Below are 19,042 nucleotides of genomic sequence, written 5' to 3'. Positions count from 1 at the left end.
GCAATAGTCCTCAAGCAAAGAAATTTCGCGCGTAGTCGAGCGCATCGGCCAGCGCATCCACTTCGGCACGGGTATTATACATGCCGAACGATGCCCTGCATGTGGAGGTGACGCCGAACCGCTTCAAGAGCGGCATGGCGCAATGGGTGCCGGCGCGGACCGCCACGCCCTTGCGGTCGATCACCATCGAGACATCATGGGCATGGATGCCAGCAAGTTCGAAGGAGAAGATTCCGCCCTTGCCCGGCGCATTGCCGATGATCCTCAGCGAGTTGATGGCGCGCAGGCGTTCCGCGGCGTAAGCGGCGAGATCCGCCTCGTGGCGGGCGATCGCGGCGCGGCCGATCTTGTCCATGTAGTCGAGCGCATAACCGAGCCCGATCGCCTGGACGATCGGCGGCGTACCCGCTTCGAAACGGTGCGGCGGGTCGTTATACGTGACGATATCTTCCGTGACATCGACGATCATCTCGCCGCCGCCCTGGAACGGCCGCATCTCTCTCAACCGGTCCGACTTGCCATACAGCACGCCAATGCCGGACGGGCCGTAAAGCTTATGGCCGGTCATCACGTACCAGTCGCAATCGATGTCGCGGACATCCACCGGCATGTGCACGGCGCCCTGGCTGCCGTCGATCAGAACCGGGATGCCGCGCTCATGGGCGATGCGGCAGATTTCCTTGACCGGAACCACCGTGCCGAGCGCGTTCGACATATGGGTGATGGCGACGAGCTTGGTCTTTTCGGTAAGAGACTTTTCAAAATCCTCGATATGGAAGGCACCCTCGTCGTCGACCGGCACCCAGACCAGCTTGGCGCCCTGCCGCTCGCGGATGAAATGCCAGGGCACGATGTTGGAATGGTGCTCCATGATCGTCACGACGATCTCGTCGTCGGCACCGATATTCGGCATGCCCCAGCCGTAGGCGACCGTGTTGATCGCCTCGGTCGAGTTCTTGGTGAAGACGATCTCGTCTACCGAACCGGCATTCAGGAACCGGCGCACCTTTTCGCGCGACGCCTCATAGGCTTCGGTCGCCGCATTCGAGAGAAAATGCAGGCCGCGATGGACGTTCGCATATTCGCTGGAATAGGCGTGGCTGATCGCGTCGATCACCACCTGCGGCTTCTGGGCCGAGGCGCCGTTGTCGAGATAGACCAGCGGTTTGCCGTGCACCATCGTCGACAGGATCGGAAAATCCCGGCGGATCGCTTCCACATCGTAGGTCGTCGAGGGTGCACTCTGGTCCATATCAAGCCCCTTATCAGGCGTGTCTTTCAAGCCAGGCCGAAATGACGCCTTCCAGCGCTTCGACCAGCTTTTCTTCTTCGAGTTCCTCGACGATCTCGGCGACGAAGGCGTTGACCAGCATGGCCCGTGCCTTGTTTTCCGGAACGCCGCGCGCCATCAGATAGAAGAGGTGGCTGCTTTCGATATCGGCAACCGTCGCGCCATGGCCGCAGACGACGTCGTCGGCGAAGATTTCGAGCTCGGGCTTGGCCGAGAACCCGCCATCGTCTGTCAGAAGCAACGTATTGCAGGACATCTTGGCATCGGTTTTCTGGGCATCCGGAGCGACCCGGATCATGCCCTGGAAGACGCCGTTGGCGCGGTCGAACACGACGTTGCGGATGATTTCCGTCGAATTGGTGTTCGGCACGTTGTGGCCGAGAACCAGCGTGACATCCGTGTGGCTTTCGGCGCCGAGCAGGTTGACGCCACGCAGCGTCAGTTCGGCGCCCTCGCCTGCCACGTCGATCCGCAGTTCCTGGCGCACCAGCTTTCCGCCGGCATTGATGACGAAAAGGCGCAGCTTGGCATCGGTGCCGAGCTGGACGCGGATCTGGCCAAGATGGGTGTCAGCCGCGCCTTGAGTCTGCAGGATGATCCAGGTGATATCGGCGCCGTCTTCCAGCGTGATGTCACTGATCGAGGACACGAGCGCGGCATCTTCCGTCACCGACCGGTGACGTTCGATGATCGTCGCCCTGGATGCGGCCCCGAACGAAACCGCGAAGCGCGTATGGACCTGGCCCGCGGCATGCAGGGCCTGCAGTTCGATCGGCGCGTCCAATTCCGTATCGGCCGGAACCGTGATCGCATAACCATCGCGCACGAAACTGCCGTTGATGCGGCCGATCGCGTCATCCTTGTCGAGCGCCGTCAGACCGGCAGCGGCCGAACCATCGGCGAGCCTGTCCTTGAAGAGCGCGATCTCGACGCCGTCAACGGCGGCCTTCGCATCGGCAGCACCCTGCAGGATCGAAAGGACCTTAGAGCCCTCGACCAGAGGCGCGATCGGATCGATGGCGGAAACCAGCGTCACGTCGGGGACGCTGCGCAGCAGGTTCTTGAGGTCGGTATAATGCCAGGCCTCGACGCGGCGGGTCGGCAGGCCGGCCTTCTTGAGCTCGTCCAGAAGCCGATCCCGTGTGCCGATGACGGCGCCATTGCCCGGCAGTTCGCCGATCTGGGCGCCGAAAGCTTCGACCAACGCGGTTTCGGCAGCCGTGAGACGGCTTGTCGTCTGCATGTTCATGACAACATCCTTCCCTGGGGCCGCTTAAGCCGCTTCCCCGATGATATCGGCATAGCCGTTCTCTTCCAGCTCAAGCGCAAGCGCCTTGTCGCCGGAGCGGATGATCTGGCCCTTGTAGAGAACGTGGACCGTGTCCGGCACGATGTAATCGAGCAGGCGCTGGTAGTGGGTGATGACGATCGTGGCGCGATCCGGCGATTTCAGCGCGTTGACGCCGTCGGCGACGATCTTCAGCGCATCGATGTCGAGGCCGCTGTCGGTTTCGTCGAGGATGCAAAGTTTTGGCTCGAGCAGCGCCATCTGCAGGATCTCGGCGCGCTTCTTCTCGCCGCCGGAGAAACCGACGTTCAGCGGACGACGCAGCATCGCCTGGTCGATCTTCAGCTTTTCGGCGGCATCCTTGACGCGGCGGATGAAGTCCGGCGTCGTCAGTTCCGCTTCGCCGCGCGCCTTGCGCTGCTCGTTCATCGCGACCTTGAGGAACTGCATGGTGGCGACGCCCGGAATTTCGAGCGGATACTGGAAGGCGAGGAAGATGCCCTTGGACGCACGCTCGGCCGGGTCGAGTTCCAGAATGCTCTCGCCGTTATAGAGAATGTCGCCCTCGGTGACTTCGTAATCCTGGCGGCCTGCGAGGATATAGGACAGCGTCGACTTGCCGGAACCGTTCGGGCCCATGATGGCAGCAACTTCGCCGGCCTTTACGGTGAGGTTCAGGCCGCGGATGATTTCGGTGCCGTCTTCGGCGATACGGGCGTGCAGGTTCTTGATCTCAAGCATGATCTCGTCTTTCGATTTTCATGGGGAGCCGGGGAGGAGTTAATCCACCAGGTCCAATCTATTCTCGATGCGGTCCAATCGGACCTTGATAGCAGCGATATCGCCGTGGTCGTGATCCTGAAGACTTGCGACACCAGCCATATGCGCGCGCGTCGCGGTCATTTCCGCACGGAGCGTATGGATGTCGTCAGCCATTTTGCGCATGTCCGCGCGCATGGCACGTAGATGCTCCAAGATCAGGTTTTCGACCTTCTCGTTCATCAGCCGACGCTCCCCTCAAGCGAAATGCCGATCAGCTTCTGGGCCTCGACGGCGAATTCCATCGGCAATTGCTGGATGACGTCCTTGACGAAGCCGTTGACGATCAGCGCGATGGCTTCCTCTTCGGGAATGCCGCGCTGCATGACGTAGAACTTCTGGTCGTCGGAAATCTTCGAGGTCGTCGCTTCGTGCTCGATCTGCGCCGAGGCGTTCTTCACATCGATATAGGGCACGGTATGGGCGCCGCACTTGTCGCCGATCAGGAGCGAGTCGCAGTTGGTGAAATTGCGCGCATTCGCGGCCCGGCGGTTGATCGACACCTGACCGCGATAGGTATTGTTCGAATTGCCGGCGGAAATGCCCTTAGAGATGATGCGGCTCGACGTGTTCTTGCCGAGATGGATCATCTTGGTGCCGCTGTCGATCTGCTGATAACCGTTAGAAACGGCGATCGAATAGAACTCGCCGCGGCTGTCGTCGCCGCGAAGAATGCAGCTCGGATATTTCCAGGTGATCGCCGAACCGGTCTCGACCTGGGTCCAGGAGATCTTCGAGCGGGCGCCACGGCAATCGCCGCGCTTGGTGACGAAGTTGTAGATGCCGCCCTTGCCCTGCGCATCGCCCGGATACCAGTTCTGCACCGTCGAATACTTGATCTCGGCGTCGTCGAGGGCGACGAGTTCGACCACGGCGGCATGAAGCTGGTTCTCGTCGCGCTGCGGCGCCGTGCAGCCTTCGAGGTAGGAGACGTAGGCGCCTTCCTCGGCAATGATCAGCGTGCGTTCGAACTGGCCGGTGTTCTTCTCGTTGATGCGGAAATAGGTGGACAGTTCCATCGGGCACCGCACGCCCTTCGGCACGAAGACGAAGGAACCGTCGGTGAACACGGCGGCGTTCAGCGTCGCGTAGAAATTGTCCGAGGTCGGAACGACCGAGCCCAGATATTTCTTGATCAGCTCAGGATGTTCGCGGATCGCCTCGGAGATCGACATGAAGATCACGCCGGCCTTCTGCAGTTCCTTCTTGAAGGTCGTCACGACCGAGACGGAGTCGAAGACGGCGTCGACAGCGACCCGGGGCGTCTCGACGCCAGCCAGAATCTCCTGTTCGCGCAACGGAATCCCGAGCTTCTCGTAGACCCTCAACAGTTCCGGATCGACTTCTTCAAGCGACTTCGGGCCGGCGGTGCTCTTCGGCGCGGCGTAATAGTAGAGGTCGTTGAAATCGATCTTCGGATATTCGACGCGCGCCCAGGTGGGCTCTTCCATGGTCAGCCAGCGACGATAGGCGTCGAGACGCCATTCCAGCATCCATTCCGGCTCCTGCTTCTTGGCGGAGATGAAACGGATGATATCTTCCGAAAGACCCTTTGGCGCCTTGTCCACTTCGATGACGGTTTCAAAACCGTATTTGTACTGGTCCACATCGATTAGGCGAACCTGATCGATTGTTTCCTGCACGGCAGCCATGTCATACTCCAAATCTTGCCGGTTCAAATTCCGGCAATTCTTGTCATCATTCCGGGGGGACAATCGCCACCCTTATGTAGGCGCCAGAAGGCGGTTTTCACACCTTTTGGCAAGCGGAAATTTGCGCATGCGCAATTTTGGAAGCGGTCACGCCGCCTCGCCCGCCGATTTTCGCCGGCCGGCAATCTTGGCGAAGGCGGCAAGCGCCCGCGCGATATCGTCTTCCGTCGTGTCGACGCCGAGAGAAATCCGCAAAGCTCCGAGCTTCGGATCATGTCCCATCGCCGTCAAAACATGGCTTTCACCGACTTTTCCCGCCGAGCAGGCGGAGCCCGCGGACAGCGCGATACCTTCGAGATCGAAAGCGATCTGCCCGGTTTCCGATTTCAGCCCCGGCAAAGTGAAAAAGCAGGTATTCGCCACGCGCAGAACTTCCTCGCCATGGATGATCGCATCCGGGGCAGCCTGGCGCATTCCCGCTTCCAGCCGGTTGCGCAGCGCTTCGGTCGCGGCATTGCGCTCATGAAGGTTTTCGCGCACGGCCTGAGCCGCCGCGCCGAACCCGACGATGGCGTGGAAATTCTCCGTGCCGGAGCGATGGCCCTTTTCCTGGCCGCCACCACGGATCAACGGTTTCGGCATCAGCACTTCGCCGCGCGAGACGAGCGCGCCGACACCCTTCGGACCGCCGATCTTGTGCGACGACAGGATCAGGAAATCCGCATCCAGCACATTGATGTCCACAGGAATACGGCCGACCGCCTGCACGGCGTCCACCACCATCAAGCCGCCATGGGCATGGGCGATCGCCGCAACGTCTGCCACGGGCTGGACAATGCCTGTCTCATTGTTGACCAGCATCACCGCGACCATCGGCATGCCGACGCTCCGGTCGTGTTCGGCCAGCAGCGCCTCAAGTGCGGAAAGATCGACGATACCCGCCGGCGTCACCGGCACTTCGGTCACCTGGGCCGGATCAAAGCGACCGCCTTCGCGGATCGCCGGATGCTCGATCGCAGAGACATAGACACGGCTCATCGCCAAAGGCGCCCGGCCCATGCGGAAATCCGGGGTCAGGACGTGGTTGGCGGCTTCCGTCGCGCCGCTGACGAAGGTCACATGCGGGGGCTCTGCACCGACCAGCGCTGCCACCTGCCGGCGCGCCTTGTCGATTGCGGCGCGTGCCGCCCTGCCCTCGCCGTGAACCGACGAGGCATTGCCGGGCAGTTGCAACGCATCCAGCATGGCGGCGCGGGCCGGCGCGCTCAAGGGCGCGGTCGCGTTCCAGTCCAGATATGTGCGGTTCAGTGCCATTGCCTGATCGGCTTCCGTTTCTAGATAGATGTTGAATTACACACGGGCGGACGGGGGACCCGCATTTTCCTTGAAATTTCCGTCGGCCTTGCCGTAAGAGACATCGCATCGGGCGCGCATCCAGCATGCAGCCCAAAGTTTCGAATGGTTCTAAACTGAGTTTAGAAAAGCTGAGCGTCTTCGTCAAGTCAAACTCGACGTGATACTCGTTTGGAACCTGAACATATTGACCGGAGTACCGATGCCCGAAGTCATTTTCAACGGCCCAGCCGGCCGCCTTGAAGGTCGTTACCAGCCCTCCCGGGAAAAGAGCGCCCCGATCGCCATCATCCTGCACCCGCATCCGCAGTTCGGCGGCACGATGAACAACCAGATCGTCTACCAGCTCTTTTACATGTTCCAGAAGCGCGGTTTTACGACACTGCGGTTCAATTTTCGCGGTATCGGGCGTAGTCAGGGCGAATTCGACCATGGCGCCGGCGAGCTTTCGGATGCTGCCTCCGCGCTCGACTGGGTGCAGAGCCTGCATCCCGATTCGAAGAGCTGTTGGGTTGCCGGTTATTCCTTCGGCGCCTGGATCGGCATGCAGCTCCTGATGCGCCGTCCTGAGATCGAGGGTTTCATGTCGATCGCGCCGCAGCCGAACACCTACGATTTCTCGTTCCTCGCACCCTGTCCGTCGTCCGGCCTGATCATCAACGGCGACAGCGACAAGGTGGCACCTGAGAAAGACGTCAACGGGCTCGTGGAAAAACTGAAGACGCAGAAGGGTATCCTCATCACCCATCGGATGGTCGAGGGCGCCAATCACTTCTTCAACGGTCAGGTGGAAACGCTGATGGCCGAATGCGAGGACTACCTTGATCGCCGCCTCAACGGCGAACTGGTGCCGGAACCGGCAGCCAAGCGCATTCGCTGATCGCTCTCAAAAACTGTTGGCAAAAACTGCTGGAAACGGCCGCTTCAGCGGCCGTTTTCATTTGACGGCTTTGATCGATTTCGGCTGCGGAGAGCCGATATGCCGCGCCTGCCTGACGCGGTTGCGGCCGGAGCGCTTGGCTTCGTAGAGAGCGGCATCGGCGTCCCGCATAGCCCCTGCAAGATCGCCGCCCGGCGCAAGCTCCGCCACGCCGAAACTCGCGGTCACCGCGAAGGAGGGCGCAAGCCCACCGACAGCTATCTCCATCGTCCCGCCCCTGAGCGCCTGCGCAGACAGTGTCGCCATGTCGAGCGTCGTGCTCGGCAGGAAGATCGCGAACTCTTCGCCGCCGATACGGCCGACCACGGCATTCTTGGCAGCGCTTGTCTGCAAAAGATCGCCGAAGGCCTGGATCACCAGGTCGCCAACGGGGTGGCCATAGGTGTCGTTGATCCGCTTGAAATGATCGAGATCGCAGATGATAACCGCGTGCCCGGCCTTCGGCGCCATCGCCATCGCGGCCTTGACGCCATTCTCGAAGCCGCGGCGATTGGCGAGACCGGAAAGCGCATCCTTTTCCGAATTGCTGCGCTCTTCCGCCATGATCTCCAGGACAAGAACCGACAGCAGCGTCAATCCGACCGCGACCATCAGCACCGCCGTCGAGCTTTGCGAGATCAGCGCGTAATTGGTGCCGATATAATCCTTGGCGGTCGTGCCCGCCCCCGCAATCACTGCAAGGCTCGCCTTGGCGAAGAAATGCAGGCCGGTCGCCAGCAGCAGATAACCAAGCGCCCGGTCGATCGCCAGCCGGCGGATCGATGAAAAGATGGCCGCCGCACTTGAAAGGAGCACCAATGCAAACGGTGCCTGGTAGGAAAAGGCATGCGCGGCCGTTCCGCGCGGCAGGTCATAGATCAGCAGGTCGAGGCCGATGCCCGTCACCAGGAAACAGCCCGCCCAGACGGGCGCGACCTTCCGGCCGTAGAGACTGCCGATACCGACCCTGAGCAGGGTCATGCCGCCGAGCACCGATGCGAAGGCGCAGATTGCCCAGAATTTCGTGAGATACGCATAGGCGACCAGCAGTTCGCAGACTGACGAGAGCGAGGCGACGGTAAAAGCGGCGGCAAACCAGAGCGCAGCCGTCCGCGAGCGGCTGCGCGTGGAAACCACAACGAAAACCGCGCCGAAGCATATGGCGATGATAAAATTCACCGCGAGGAAAAAGGCAGCCCCGTTCATCAGCCCATCAATGCTGGAGACCTGCACACCACCAGGTTACCGCGTCCGGGCCGGATGTTAAAAGCGTATGAAACAAGAAACCGTTAATGCATAACCTGCCCTTCTCGCACCCGCTATTGCGTCCCGCGAAAATGGCATGGCCTCTTGTTGGCCGCCGTCCATTCGTAGCGCTGATCACACCCAACATCACTTTTGAAGTGATTACCGGCAAAAACAGTGCTAGAGGCGCGGCCACATATCCCAAAACCCACCCCTGCCAGAGTTAGATCATGTCCAGGTTCAAGTCCGATTTCCTCCGCACGCTCGACGAGCGCGGTTTCATCCACCAGGTCTCCGACGAGACCGGGCTCGACGAACTGTTTTCGAAGGAAATCGTCACCGGCTATATCGGCTTCGACCCGACGGCGCCGAGCCTGCACGCCGGCAGCCTGATCCAGATCATGATGCTGCACTGGATGCAGGAGACCGGCCACCGGCCGATCTCGCTGATGGGCGGCGGCACCGGCATGGTCGGCGACCCCTCGTTCAAGGACGAAGCCCGCCAGCTGATGACCATCGACACGATCGAAGGCAATATCGCTTCGATCAAGCGCGTCTTCTCGAACTATCTCGCCTATGGCGAAGGTCCGAGGCAAGCGCTGATGATCAACAATGCCGACTGGCTGCGCAGCCTCAACTACCTCGAGTTCCTGCGCGACGTCGGCCGGCACTTCTCGGTCAACCGGATGCTGTCGTTCGAGAGCGTCAAGACGCGCCTCGATCGCGAGCAGTCGCTGTCCTTCCTGGAATTCAACTACATGATCCTCCAGGCCTATGACTTCGTGGAACTGGCCAAGCGGACCGGCTGCCGGCTGCAGATGGGCGGCTCGGACCAGTGGGGCAATATCGTCAACGGCATCGACCTCGGTCACCGCATGGGGACGCAGCAGCTTTTCGCGCTGACTTCGCCGCTCCTGACCACGTCCTCCGGCGCCAAGATGGGCAAGTCGGCGACTGGCGCCATCTGGCTCAACCCGGACATGCTGTCGGCCTATGATTTCTGGCAGTACTGGCGCAACACCGAGGATGCCGACGTCCCGCGCTTCCTGAAGCTCTACACGACCCTGCCGATGGACGAGATCGCAAGGCTTTCAGCGCTCGGCGGCTCGGAGATCAACGAGGTCAAGAAGATCCTCGCGACCGAGATCACGGCCATCCTGCACGGTCGCCCAGCGGCGGAAGAAGCAGCAGAGACCGCCCGCAAGACGTTCGAGGAAGGCGGGCTTTCCGAAAACCTGCCGTCTGTCGAGGTCCCCGCTGCCGATCTCGAAGCCGGGATCGGCCTCCTGTCGCTGATCGTGCGCGCCGGCCTTGCCGGTTCGAACGGTGAAGCGCGCCGTCACGTCCAGGGCGGCGCGGTACGCATCAACGACCAGGCCGTCAGCGACGAACGCATGACCATCGGCACCGGCGAAATCACCGGCGACGGGGTGATCAAGCTCTCGCTCGGCAAGAAGAAGCACATCCTGGTGCGTCCGGCCTGAACCGCTCTCCTCGGCAGTGAATTGAAACGGGCCGCTTTCGCGGCCCTTTTTATTGGAATTCAAAGATCTGGCGGAAAATACCGGGCGCGATCAGCGATAGCGGGTTGACGGTCAGCCTCGGCTTTTCGAACGGGCCTTCGAGCTTGAAGGTGATGCCGAGCAGGCCGCGATCACGGCCATTGCCGAGAATGGCGCCGATCAGCGGCAGCTCGCCGAAAAGACGGTTCAGGCCGTAAGCCGGCATGAACGTCCCGGTCATCTCCATATTGCCCTTTGCGTCGCGCACCATGCCCTGGAAGGTCGCACCGATCTGCTCGCCGCGCACCACGCCGTTTTCTATGGCGAACGAGCCATTGCGATAAAGCAGGCTTGCAAAACCGCGCTGGAATTTTGCCGAATTGACATCGATGTTCTTTTTGGTGGCCGTGTTCAGGCTGCGGCCCTCCTGATCCGGCGTCGCGACGAGAGACTGGAGCTTGGCTTCGTTGACCAGCGCGAAATTGCGCAGGTCGATGGCACCGGTCCAGGCATCGCCCTGCGCCTTCAGGCGCAGGTTCAGGAGTCCGCCGCGCATGTTGTCGTAGAGGTTCATGAAGCGGATGATAGCGCCCGCGTCGCCGCTGGTGATCGAGATCGTGTCGCCAGCATTCATCTCGCTGACGACCGCCTGCCCGCTTTCCGTCGAGCCGGAAAAATCCGCCGTCGAGATAGTGCCGCCTCGGCTTGAAAACAGGAACGACACGTTCGAGAGGGTCTGGTCGTTGAAGCCGATCATGCGGTCGAGCTTGCCGCGCACGGTGGCGTTGCTCGTATCGTCGTCACCGCGCTTGGCGCCGCTGCCGCTTTTTCCGCCTCCGCGTATCTTGGTGACGACAGGCCGCATATCGACGACGGAGCCGCTGATCGAGACGTCGAAATTGCCCTTTGCGCGTTTGACGCTCACCGCATAATTGTCGGACGGGGAGAGCTGCATATGCGAGAAGTCCGCCGACGTCAGGCTCCCGCCATTAAGCGCGAAGCTGCCGCGCGCGCCAAAACCGTCGCCGGAGAGTTCGAAATTGCGGATATCGGAACGCTCTCCCGTGTCAGACAGCTCGAATTGCGCCTTGGCCGGAATGCCGCCGCCCTTGGTCCAGCCGAGCCACGGGATGGAAAGCGTCGCCCGGCTTAGATCGAGCGAGACCGTCTGACGGGTTTCGTCGATCCGCGTCAACTGAGCCGTCACCGTCCCATCGATGACGTCGGAGAGGCCGGGAGCGAGTTTTTCTCGCTGATCGTTGTTGAGAACGGTCTTGATGATCCGCTCGCGCTTTGTCGGAGAGGCCGGACCGACGGGTTCGACCAGCGTGATATCGGCCGGCACATCATCGATCTTCCCTTTGGCACTGAGCCGTGCCGTGAGGTTGTCGATCTCGAGCGTGCCATCCAGATCGCCGATCTTGCGACCGGAAAACTGCGGTCCGAGATCGATGCCTTCGAGAGCGACATGGGCGCTCCAGGTCGGCTTCGGCGGATTGTGCGCCAGGATCAGCCCCATATGGGCCTTGAGATCGACGCGCGCATGGCCGGTAAAATCCTCCGGCTTGAATTCGGTCCCCTTCAACGCGTTGATCGGCCGGAAATTCGCAAGCTCGGTCAGCGCGTCGGCGGGTCCCGCAATCTTGAGCGAAAGGTCCGCCATCAAAGGCTTGGCATAGGTGGACGGGATCGAGAACCGGCCGCCCTCGACGGCGACGAACCGACCGGATGGGAAGAAGGAGGACGCGCGGGCGACATCGACCTGCATCACCTCGCCCTTCAAATCGAAGCGGCCGTCGATATCGCGCAGCGGGGGCACGTCGCCTGGCAGGTTGATCCGGGCATCGGCGAGATCGAAGCCGATCTGCAGCTCGTTCTTGTCGAGCTCCATCGGAATGCCGGGACCCTTCATCCGGCCGGCCGGAATGAAGACGGCGATCGAACCGTTGGTAATGGTGCCGCCGAACATATTGTCCATCACCCAGTCGCGCGGTTTCCGCGCCATCCAGAACGGCCAGAGCTGCTTGACCCCGGTCACTTCCATATGCGGCAGTTGCGCCCCGAAACTGATCTCGGGAGACTGGTTGCCGAACCGTACCTTCAGGGATCCGGCCATGCGGCCGAGAGGGCTGGAAACCCCCATTTCATCGAACTGAAGCTCGCGATCCGCCGACAGGTAACGCCCGTTCGCCTTGAGATCGAAGCGCGCCGGCTGCTCGCTTGTCGTGGCGCCGACGGCCGTCGCCCCGCTGATCAGAACGTCGAGGCCGAAACCGGGACGCTTGTCGTCCGGATTGAGCCTGTCGAGATCGATCATCGCGCCCGTGAACGGCAGGATGGTCGGGCCGAAACGGGCTTCGGATTTCAGCAGCTCGATCGAATTCTTCGAAAAGTCGTAGGCCACATTGATATTGGCGCCGCTCAAGGTCTGCTGGATGCCGTCGAAATAGAAATGGCCGGGCGACTGGCGAAGCGTCGCGGTGATAGCGGGCTTTACGGCCTCGCGTGAGCGAACCGCCGAGAGATCGAGATCGAGAGAGCCTTCGATCCCCTCGCGCGGCCGGCCATCCTCGGTTCGCTGCAGCATGAAAGATGTCACTTCGAGGCCCGTCAGCTTGGCCGAGAGCGACGACGTGACCCCTTCGACGGTCTTCGACGCTGCCACGAGAACCGCCTTGCGGCCGTTGAGGCTGATCGCACCGTTGATCTCGACCTCTCCTTCGGCGCTGCGCGTCAACTCGAGATCGTCGACGACCAGCACGATCGGCTTGCGTCCAGGTGCTGCCGGCAGCAGGATTTCGATACCGGCGATGCTGACGGAGCCCGTCCCGGTTCGCTCGATGAGCGCGCGAGCTTCGTCGAGGCGCTGGAAAATCTCTTCCAGCAGCGCCGGCATCGCGTCGATGCGGACTTCCGAGATCGGCAACGGATCGCCGGAGGGCAATTGGGCGGTGTCGAGACGGATATGTTCCGCCTCCATATGCTTGATCGACACCCGGCCGCCGAGAAGCGCCAGCGGATCGACCGCCATGCGCATGGCGCCGGCGCGGCTCAGATGTTGGCCGGTCGCCTGTTCGACGATATCGACGTCGCGCGCCTCCAGCGCAAGGCGCAACCTCGAATCGAACCGGATGGCTGTCGAGCCGACAGTAGCCACGTAACGCGGACCGATGGCGTTGTTGATGGCGCTCTGGGCGCGCGACGAAAGCGTGCTGTCGACCATGCCGCCCTCGATCGCGAAAACGGCGCTACCGACCGCAAGAAACACCAACAGGAGGAAAAGCAGCACGGTCTTGCCGAATCGCCTGCCCCGCCGGCTTGGCAGCGGGCAGTGCACGATGATCGGATCCTCGACTTGTGCGGAGGGCAATTCATGCAGCGGAACGAGTTCTTTCCGGCTGAAACTGATCCTTTCTCCGCGAATTTCCGACATCAGGCTGAGGACTCGTCTTTCTGCAATGGAATTCGGACCGGGCGCGACTGCACTGGACGTCGCCCGGGCGAATATATACCGATTGCGGCAAATATCACTCACGATACCGGCGAAAGAAAGGAAATCCATGGCCGACCTGACCATTGGCGACATCGCACCGGACTTCGAACTTCCACGCGACGGCGGCGGCACCGTTTCCCTCAAGGCTTTTTCGGGAAAACCCGTCGTCCTCTATTTCTATCCCAAGGACGACACCGAGGCCTGCACCAAGGAAGCTATCTCGTTTACCGGCCTTTTGCCGGAATTCGAAAAGGCCGGTGCGCCGGTCATCGGCGTATCGCCCGACAGCGTCAAGAAGCATGACAAGTTCGCCAAGAAGCACGCGCTTTCGGTCATTCTCGCGGCCGACGAGGACACTTCCCTTGCCAATCTCTACGGCGTCTGGAAGGAGAAGAGCATGTATGGCCGCACCTACATGGGTGTGGAACGCACGACCTTCCTGATCGGCGCCGACGGGCGCATCGCCCGGATCTGGCCGAAGGTGAAGGTCAATGGGCATGCCGAGGAGGTGCTTGAAAGCCTCAAGGCGTTGTAGGCAGGAGATATCGATGGCGGGCGAGTTTTCGATCACGTCGCTGAGGGGCGGCGCAACGGCAGCAATCCTGTCGGCCGATCTCGATATCAAGACGCGGCTGGCGCAGGAGACCGCCACCCGGTGGTTCGAGCGGCGGCTGTCCCTGCGCTCGCCGCTCGATCCGCCCCTGCCCGAGCGTCCCGGCCGGCCGGCAAAGCCCGAACTGGTACCGCCGAAGGCGGTCGGCAAACGTTCGCTGCACACCGTCAACGGCCGTATCGCGACGCTGCATGCGATCGCCCATATCGAGCTCAATGCCATGGACCTTGCGCTCGACATCGTCGCCCGCTTTGCGACCGAGCCGGTGCCGAACTCCTTCTTCGACGGATGGATGCAGGTGGCTTTCGAGGAGGCTAAACATTTCCGGATGGTGCGGGCTCGGCTGAACGACATGGGCGCCGACTATGGCGACATGCCCGCCCATGACGGCCTCTGGCAGGCGGCCCATTCCACCCGCAACGACCTTACCGCCCGCCTCGCCGTCGTGCCGCTCATTCTCGAAGCCCGCGGGCTCGACGTGACGCCATCGCTGCAGGCGAAGATGCGCGAGACCGGCGATCTCGAAAGTGCAGCCGTTCTCGACGTGATCTACAATGACGAAAAGGGCCATGTGGCGATCGGCGCGAAATGGTTCCGCTTTCTGTGCGCCCGTGAGCGCAAGGATCCGGCCGCGACTTTCCAGCAGCTGGTGCGCGCCAATTTCCGTGGATCGCTCAAGGCACCATTCAACGATATCGCCCGGGCCGAGGCGGGCCTGACGCCGTCATTCTACAGGTCGCTGACCTCCACCAGCTACGCTTGAACGCCTCGAATTAAAGCGTTCGTTAACCATATCCATGTGTAATCCCACCAATGGGAACAGCGGCTGAACGAGTCGCATCTCCGGGAGATCCGCGTGGCGAAGGGAACCGAAAACCGGGTGTTTGGGAAGCGGGCACCTCAGCACGTTCTCATTTTCGCCAGCGGTGAAAAGATCCGCCACATGACCATCCGGCCCTGGATGGCCGCATTGACCTTCTGTTTTCTCGGCGTTTTCGCGATCGGCTATCTCGGTGCCACCTCCTATCTGGTAATCCGCGACGACCTGATCGGCGCGACCATGGCGCGGCAGGCTCGTATGCAGCACGATTACGAGGATCGGATCGCCGCGCTGCGCGCCCAGCTCGACCGTATCACCTCGCGCCAGCTGCTCGACCAGCAGGTGGTCGAGCAGAAAGTCGAGAAGCTGCTGGAACAGCAGAACGCCCTCTTTTCGCGCCACGGCAAGCTTGGTTCTCTTCTGAACCGCGCCGAGGAGTCCGGCCTCACGGCACCGGAAACACCGGCACCAACCGTGCTTCAGCCGCCAGCCAAGGAACGCCAGGCTTCGCTTTCCGGTGGTAGCGGCGGCGTCAAGGCGATCGAGAAGCTCCTCTCCGGCGAAACCTCCGCCATGCCGCTCCAGACGTCGACCGTCCTTGGTTATGCGCCGTTGCGCGAAAACATCGCCGACAGGGCCGATCGGGTCTTCTCCAGAGTGACGCTGTCACTGAAGAACATCGAGAAGGAACAGCTTGCCAAGATCGCCAACCTGACGACGGGCGCCTCGGAAACCGCAGATGCGATCGCCGCAATCCTGAAGCGGACGGGCGTCGAGGTGGCATCCGCAGACAAGGTGACGGAAGATGCCACGAGCGGCGTTGGTGGCCCCTATGTCGCGCCGCAAACCCATGTCGGCGCCTTCGATGCCTCGCTCGACGAACTCGATGCCGCACTCAGCCGGCTGGAAGCCGTGCGCGAGACGGCGCGCGACCTGCCCTTCGGCAATCCCGCGCCCGGCCGTCCGGTCACCAGCCGCTACGGCAACCGCATCGATCCCTTCCTCGGTCGGCTTGCGCTGCATGCGGGCATCGATTTTCAGGCCTCGACCGGCGACGACGTGAAAAGCACCGGCGCCGGCAAGGTGGTTTCGGCCGGCTTCGCCAGCGGTTACGGCAACATGGTCGAGATCGACCATGGCCAGGGCATCACCACACGCTACGGCCATATGTCAAAAATCCTGGTGAAGGAAGGTGACGAAGTGGCTGCCGCGGACGTGATCGGCAAAGCAGGCTCGACCGGCCGCTCCACCGGCCCGCACGTCCACTACGAGGTCCGCCGCGACGGCAATCCCATCGATCCCGTGCACTTCCTCAATGCCGGCATGAAGCTCACGACCTACCTCAATTGAGCCGGGCTTTCGGCCAGAAAGCAATTCTTTACCGGTAGAGCGATAGCCGGCTTGCCCCGCCAGCATCTTCATTCACCAATCCGGCGTCCAATCGCCTTGCTTTCCTTGACTTTTGGACATTTTGGCCCTATGTCGCGGGCCAGTTGTCGAGCAGCCATGCATCGACTCCCATAGTGTTCGTACAGAACCGGAACGGAAACAGAATTCCCTTTGACCACATTTGCTGATCTTGGCCTGAGCCAGAAAGTCCTCTCCGCTGTCACAGACGCGGGTTACACGATCCCCACGCCGATCCAGGAAGGGGCAATCCCGCATGCGCTGCAGCGCCGCGATATCTGCGGCATCGCGCAGACAGGCACGGGCAAGACGGCCTCCTTCGTTCTCCCGATGCTGACGCTTCTGGAAAAGGGCCGCGCCCGCGCCCGCATGCCGCGTACGCTGATCCTCGAGCCGACCCGCGAACTCGCCGCACAGGTCGCCGAAAATTTTGAAAAATACGGCAAGAACCACAAGCTCAACGTCGCGCTTTTGATCGGCGGCGTGTCCTTCGACGATCAGGACCGCAAGCTGGAACGTGGCGCCGACGTTCTGATCTGCACGCCCGGCCGCCTGCTCGACCATTGCGAGCGCGGCAAGCTTTTGATGACCGGCGTCGAGATCCTCGTCATCGACGAGGCCGACCGCATGCTCGACATGGGCTTCATCCCGGATATCGAGCGGATCGCCAAGATGATCCCCTTCACCCGGCAGACGCTGTTCTTCTCGGCCACCATGCCGCCGGAGATCCAGAAGCTCGCCGACCGCTTCCTGCAGAACCCGGAACGGATCGAAGTCGCCAAGCCCTCTTCGACCGCCAAGACCGTGACGCAGCGCCTCGTCGCTTCGCACAACAAGGATTACGAGAAGCGCGCCGTGCTGCGCGATCTCATCAAGGCCCAGGACGATCTCAAGAACGCGATCATCTTCTGCAATCGCAAGGTCGACGTCGCCGATCTTTTCCGTTCGCTCGAGCGGCATGGCTTCTCGGTCGGCGCGCTGCATGGCGACATGGACCAGCGTTCGCGCACGACCATGCTGCAGAATTTCCGCGACGGCAATATCCAGCTGCTGGTCGCCTCTGACGTTGCCGCACGCGGCCTCGACTTGCCGGACGTCGGCCATGTCTTCAACTTCGACGTGCCGATCCACGCGGAGGATTATGTCCACCGCATCGGCCGTACCGGACGCGCCGGCCGCTCGGGCCGAGCCTTCACTCTCGTTACCCGTTCCGATACCAAATATCTCGCCGCCATCGAGAATCTCATCAATGAGAAGATCGAATGGCTGAACGGCGACATCTCAGCGCTTCCCGCCCCCATGGAAAGCCAGGAGAGCGACCGCGGTAGCCGCAAGGGCCGCGATCGTGATAAGGAGCGCGGCCGCGGCAGACGAAGCGATTCGGGACGTGCTGACTCTGGGCGCGGAGATTCGAGTCACAAGGCTGACACGAAGATCCAAGATAATCCGATTGAAGCAGTCGAAGAGGCATTTGTGGAAGCTAGGGTGGAAACCGTGAAACCGGAACGCAAGGCAGACAGGAAACCGCAGAGCAATGGCGGCAACCGCAACTCGCGGCCGACACCTGCCCCGGCACCCGCAAACGACGACAATCGCGAGCGTCGCCAGCGTTACCACCGCGATCACGACGACGGCCCTACCCCGATCGGCTTCGGCGACGACATTCCGGCTTTCATGCTGATCGTCGCGAACGCCGCCAAGGCTTAAAACCTTCCGTGGCCAAACCCGGCATTGATTTCCCCGGCGTCGGCGCCGGGCTTGTTATCGTGCGCGACGATGGCAAGGTTCTACTTTGCCGTCGCCTCAAGGCGCCGGAAGCGGGCTTCTGGAACATTGTCGGCGGCAAGGTCGATCCGATGGAGCCTTCCTCGGAAGCAGCCCGCCGCGAGGCGGAAGAGGAAACCGGCCTTACGATCGGCAAGGTCGAGTTTCTCTGCGTGGCTGAAGAGATCATCAAGGCCGACGGGCAACACTGGGTCTCGCTGATCTACGTCACCCGCGATTTCACCGGCGAGCCCTCGCTCACCGAGCCCGACAAGCTGTCGGAGATCGGCTGGTTCGATCCGAAGGATCCGCCTCAGCCGCTGTCGCCCTTCTCAGCGAAGGCCTTCGCACATCTTCCAAAGTGATCATAGACGAAAGCCGCTCCGGCGAACCGAAGCGGCCGACTTGATGAAATCAATTTGACAGAATTTCCGGACGCGACCCTGGTCGAGAGATTCGGCAGCCCACGCCCCTCAGTATCAGGCGAACGTACGCGCTTCACATTCTGTCGAGCAAGATGCGAAATCTAGCACTCGGGGATATCCAGGTTCAAGATTTCGAGTTGGCACGCACGGCTGCGTCGAATGCGAGCCGCACCCATTTGCGCATCTCGTCGGGATCGTCGAAGGCGTCTTCCGGCACCGACCAATAAGGCATCAGCACCGGTTTCCCCTTCTTTCCCTCATAAAACCATTGCCTGGCACCAGCGCCTTCGAACTCCGGCGCACTGACCGCATCCACCTTCAGCATGATCTCGCCGCGCAGATCGATCGCGACGATCAAACCATCGTGATAGATGCCCTTGCCGCCGAACATGCGGCGGATCGAGACCGGGCCGAGCCCCTCGAACATTTCCTCGATGTCGGAATTGTCCAT

At 61.6% G+C, this 19,042-nt stretch carries 16 protein-coding genes; 7 read left to right on the top strand and 9 right to left on the bottom strand.

Annotation, left to right across the window (positions count from 1 at the left end; translation table 11 throughout):
* Nucleotides 1–10: 10 nt before the first annotated feature.
* The 6 genes from LZK81_RS10715 to LZK81_RS10690 all read right to left on the bottom strand — a co-directional run bounded on the left by LZK81_RS10715 (nt 11) and on the right by LZK81_RS10690 (nt 6,364).
* Nucleotides 11–1,252, bottom strand: coding sequence for a cysteine desulfurase (locus LZK81_RS10715; RefSeq protein WP_233956225.1), 1,242 nt, complete (start codon nt 1,250–1,252; stop codon nt 11–13).
* A gap of 13 nt (nt 1,253–1,265) precedes the next feature.
* Nucleotides 1,266–2,540, bottom strand: a complete 1,275-nt coding sequence (gene sufD / locus LZK81_RS10710; RefSeq protein WP_046611563.1) for a Fe-S cluster assembly protein SufD — start codon at nt 2,538–2,540, stop codon at nt 1,266–1,268.
* Between the two features lie 24 nt (nt 2,541–2,564).
* Nucleotides 2,565–3,320 (bottom strand): Fe-S cluster assembly ATPase SufC, encoded by a 756-nt coding sequence (gene sufC, locus LZK81_RS10705; protein WP_046606811.1) that lies wholly within the window; start codon nt 3,318–3,320, stop codon nt 2,565–2,567.
* Between the two features lie 39 nt (nt 3,321–3,359).
* Nucleotides 3,360–3,581, bottom strand: a complete 222-nt coding sequence (locus tag LZK81_RS10700; protein WP_046606810.1) for a hypothetical protein — start codon at nt 3,579–3,581, stop codon at nt 3,360–3,362.
* Complete coding sequence (gene sufB / locus LZK81_RS10695; RefSeq protein ID WP_046611565.1) at nt 3,581–5,050, bottom strand: Fe-S cluster assembly protein SufB; 1,470 nt, start codon at nt 5,048–5,050, stop codon at nt 3,581–3,583. The genes LZK81_RS10700 and sufB overlap by 1 nt, the downstream gene beginning before the upstream one ends.
* A gap of 147 nt (nt 5,051–5,197) precedes the next feature.
* Nucleotides 5,198–6,364 carry a cysteine desulfurase family protein gene (locus LZK81_RS10690; protein WP_233956224.1) on the bottom strand — a complete coding sequence of 389 codons (1,167 nt, stop codon included), beginning with the start codon at nt 6,362–6,364 and terminating at the stop codon, nt 5,198–5,200.
* Nucleotides 6,365–6,605: 241 nt separating this feature from the next.
* Between LZK81_RS10690 and LZK81_RS10685 the strand changes: the two genes are divergently transcribed.
* Nucleotides 6,606–7,283: an alpha/beta hydrolase gene (locus LZK81_RS10685; RefSeq protein WP_233956222.1), complete on the top strand. Its 678-nt coding sequence runs from the start codon at nt 6,606–6,608 to the stop codon at nt 7,281–7,283.
* 57 nt (nt 7,284–7,340) lie between these two features.
* Here LZK81_RS10685 and LZK81_RS10680 read toward each other — a convergent pair whose 3' ends face one another.
* Entirely contained in the window at nt 7,341–8,528 is a 1,188-nt protein-coding gene (locus tag LZK81_RS10680) for a sensor domain-containing diguanylate cyclase (RefSeq protein ID WP_046626435.1), read from the bottom strand.
* 269 nt (nt 8,529–8,797) lie between these two features.
* On the opposite strand from LZK81_RS10680, the gene tyrS reads away from it, so the two are divergent.
* Nucleotides 8,798–10,051 (top strand): tyrosine--tRNA ligase, encoded by a 1,254-nt coding sequence (gene tyrS / locus LZK81_RS10675; RefSeq protein WP_233956220.1) that lies wholly within the window; start codon nt 8,798–8,800, stop codon nt 10,049–10,051.
* 49 nt (nt 10,052–10,100) lie between these two features.
* Here the strand turns inward: tyrS and LZK81_RS10670 are convergent, their stop codons facing one another.
* On the bottom strand, nt 10,101–13,502 hold the full coding sequence (locus LZK81_RS10670; RefSeq protein ID WP_233956218.1) for an AsmA-like C-terminal domain-containing protein: 3,402 nt from the start codon (nt 13,500–13,502) through the stop codon (nt 10,101–10,103).
* A gap of 127 nt (nt 13,503–13,629) precedes the next feature.
* Here LZK81_RS10670 and LZK81_RS10665 point away from each other — a divergent pair, with 127 nt between their 5' ends.
* The 5 genes from LZK81_RS10665 to LZK81_RS10645 all read left to right on the top strand — a co-directional run bounded on the left by LZK81_RS10665 (nt 13,630) and on the right by LZK81_RS10645 (nt 18,531).
* On the top strand, nt 13,630–14,097 hold the full coding sequence (locus tag LZK81_RS10665) for a peroxiredoxin (RefSeq protein ID WP_046626430.1): 468 nt from the start codon (nt 13,630–13,632) through the stop codon (nt 14,095–14,097).
* 13 nt (nt 14,098–14,110) lie between these two features.
* Nucleotides 14,111–14,938, top strand: coding sequence for a ferritin-like domain-containing protein (locus tag LZK81_RS10660; protein WP_233956216.1), 828 nt, complete (start codon nt 14,111–14,113; stop codon nt 14,936–14,938).
* Between the two features lie 93 nt (nt 14,939–15,031).
* Nucleotides 15,032–16,345: a M23 family metallopeptidase gene (locus LZK81_RS10655; protein ID WP_233956214.1), complete on the top strand. Its 1,314-nt coding sequence runs from the start codon at nt 15,032–15,034 to the stop codon at nt 16,343–16,345.
* Between the two features lie 210 nt (nt 16,346–16,555).
* Complete coding sequence (locus LZK81_RS10650) at nt 16,556–18,109, top strand: DEAD/DEAH box helicase (RefSeq protein WP_046606802.1); 1,554 nt, start codon at nt 16,556–16,558, stop codon at nt 18,107–18,109.
* An 8-nt stretch (nt 18,110–18,117) separates the two neighbouring features.
* The gene (locus tag LZK81_RS10645) at nt 18,118–18,531 is read left to right on the top strand and encodes an NUDIX domain-containing protein (protein ID WP_233956212.1); all 414 of its coding nucleotides are present in this window, start codon (nt 18,118–18,120) and stop codon (nt 18,529–18,531) included.
* Nucleotides 18,532–18,715: 184 nt separating this feature from the next.
* Here the strand turns inward: LZK81_RS10645 and LZK81_RS10640 are convergent, their stop codons facing one another.
* A complete protein-coding gene (locus LZK81_RS10640; RefSeq protein WP_046606800.1) occupies nt 18,716–19,042 on the bottom strand; it encodes a TfoX/Sxy family protein in 327 nt (108 codons plus the stop codon).

Origin of the sequence: Neorhizobium galegae (assembly GCF_021391675.1) — a bacterium.
Classification (GTDB): Bacteria; Pseudomonadota; Alphaproteobacteria; order Rhizobiales; family Rhizobiaceae; genus Neorhizobium; species Neorhizobium galegae_B.
The sequence above is the reverse complement of the archived record's forward strand: the minus strand, read 5'-3'. Positions and strand labels throughout refer to the sequence as shown.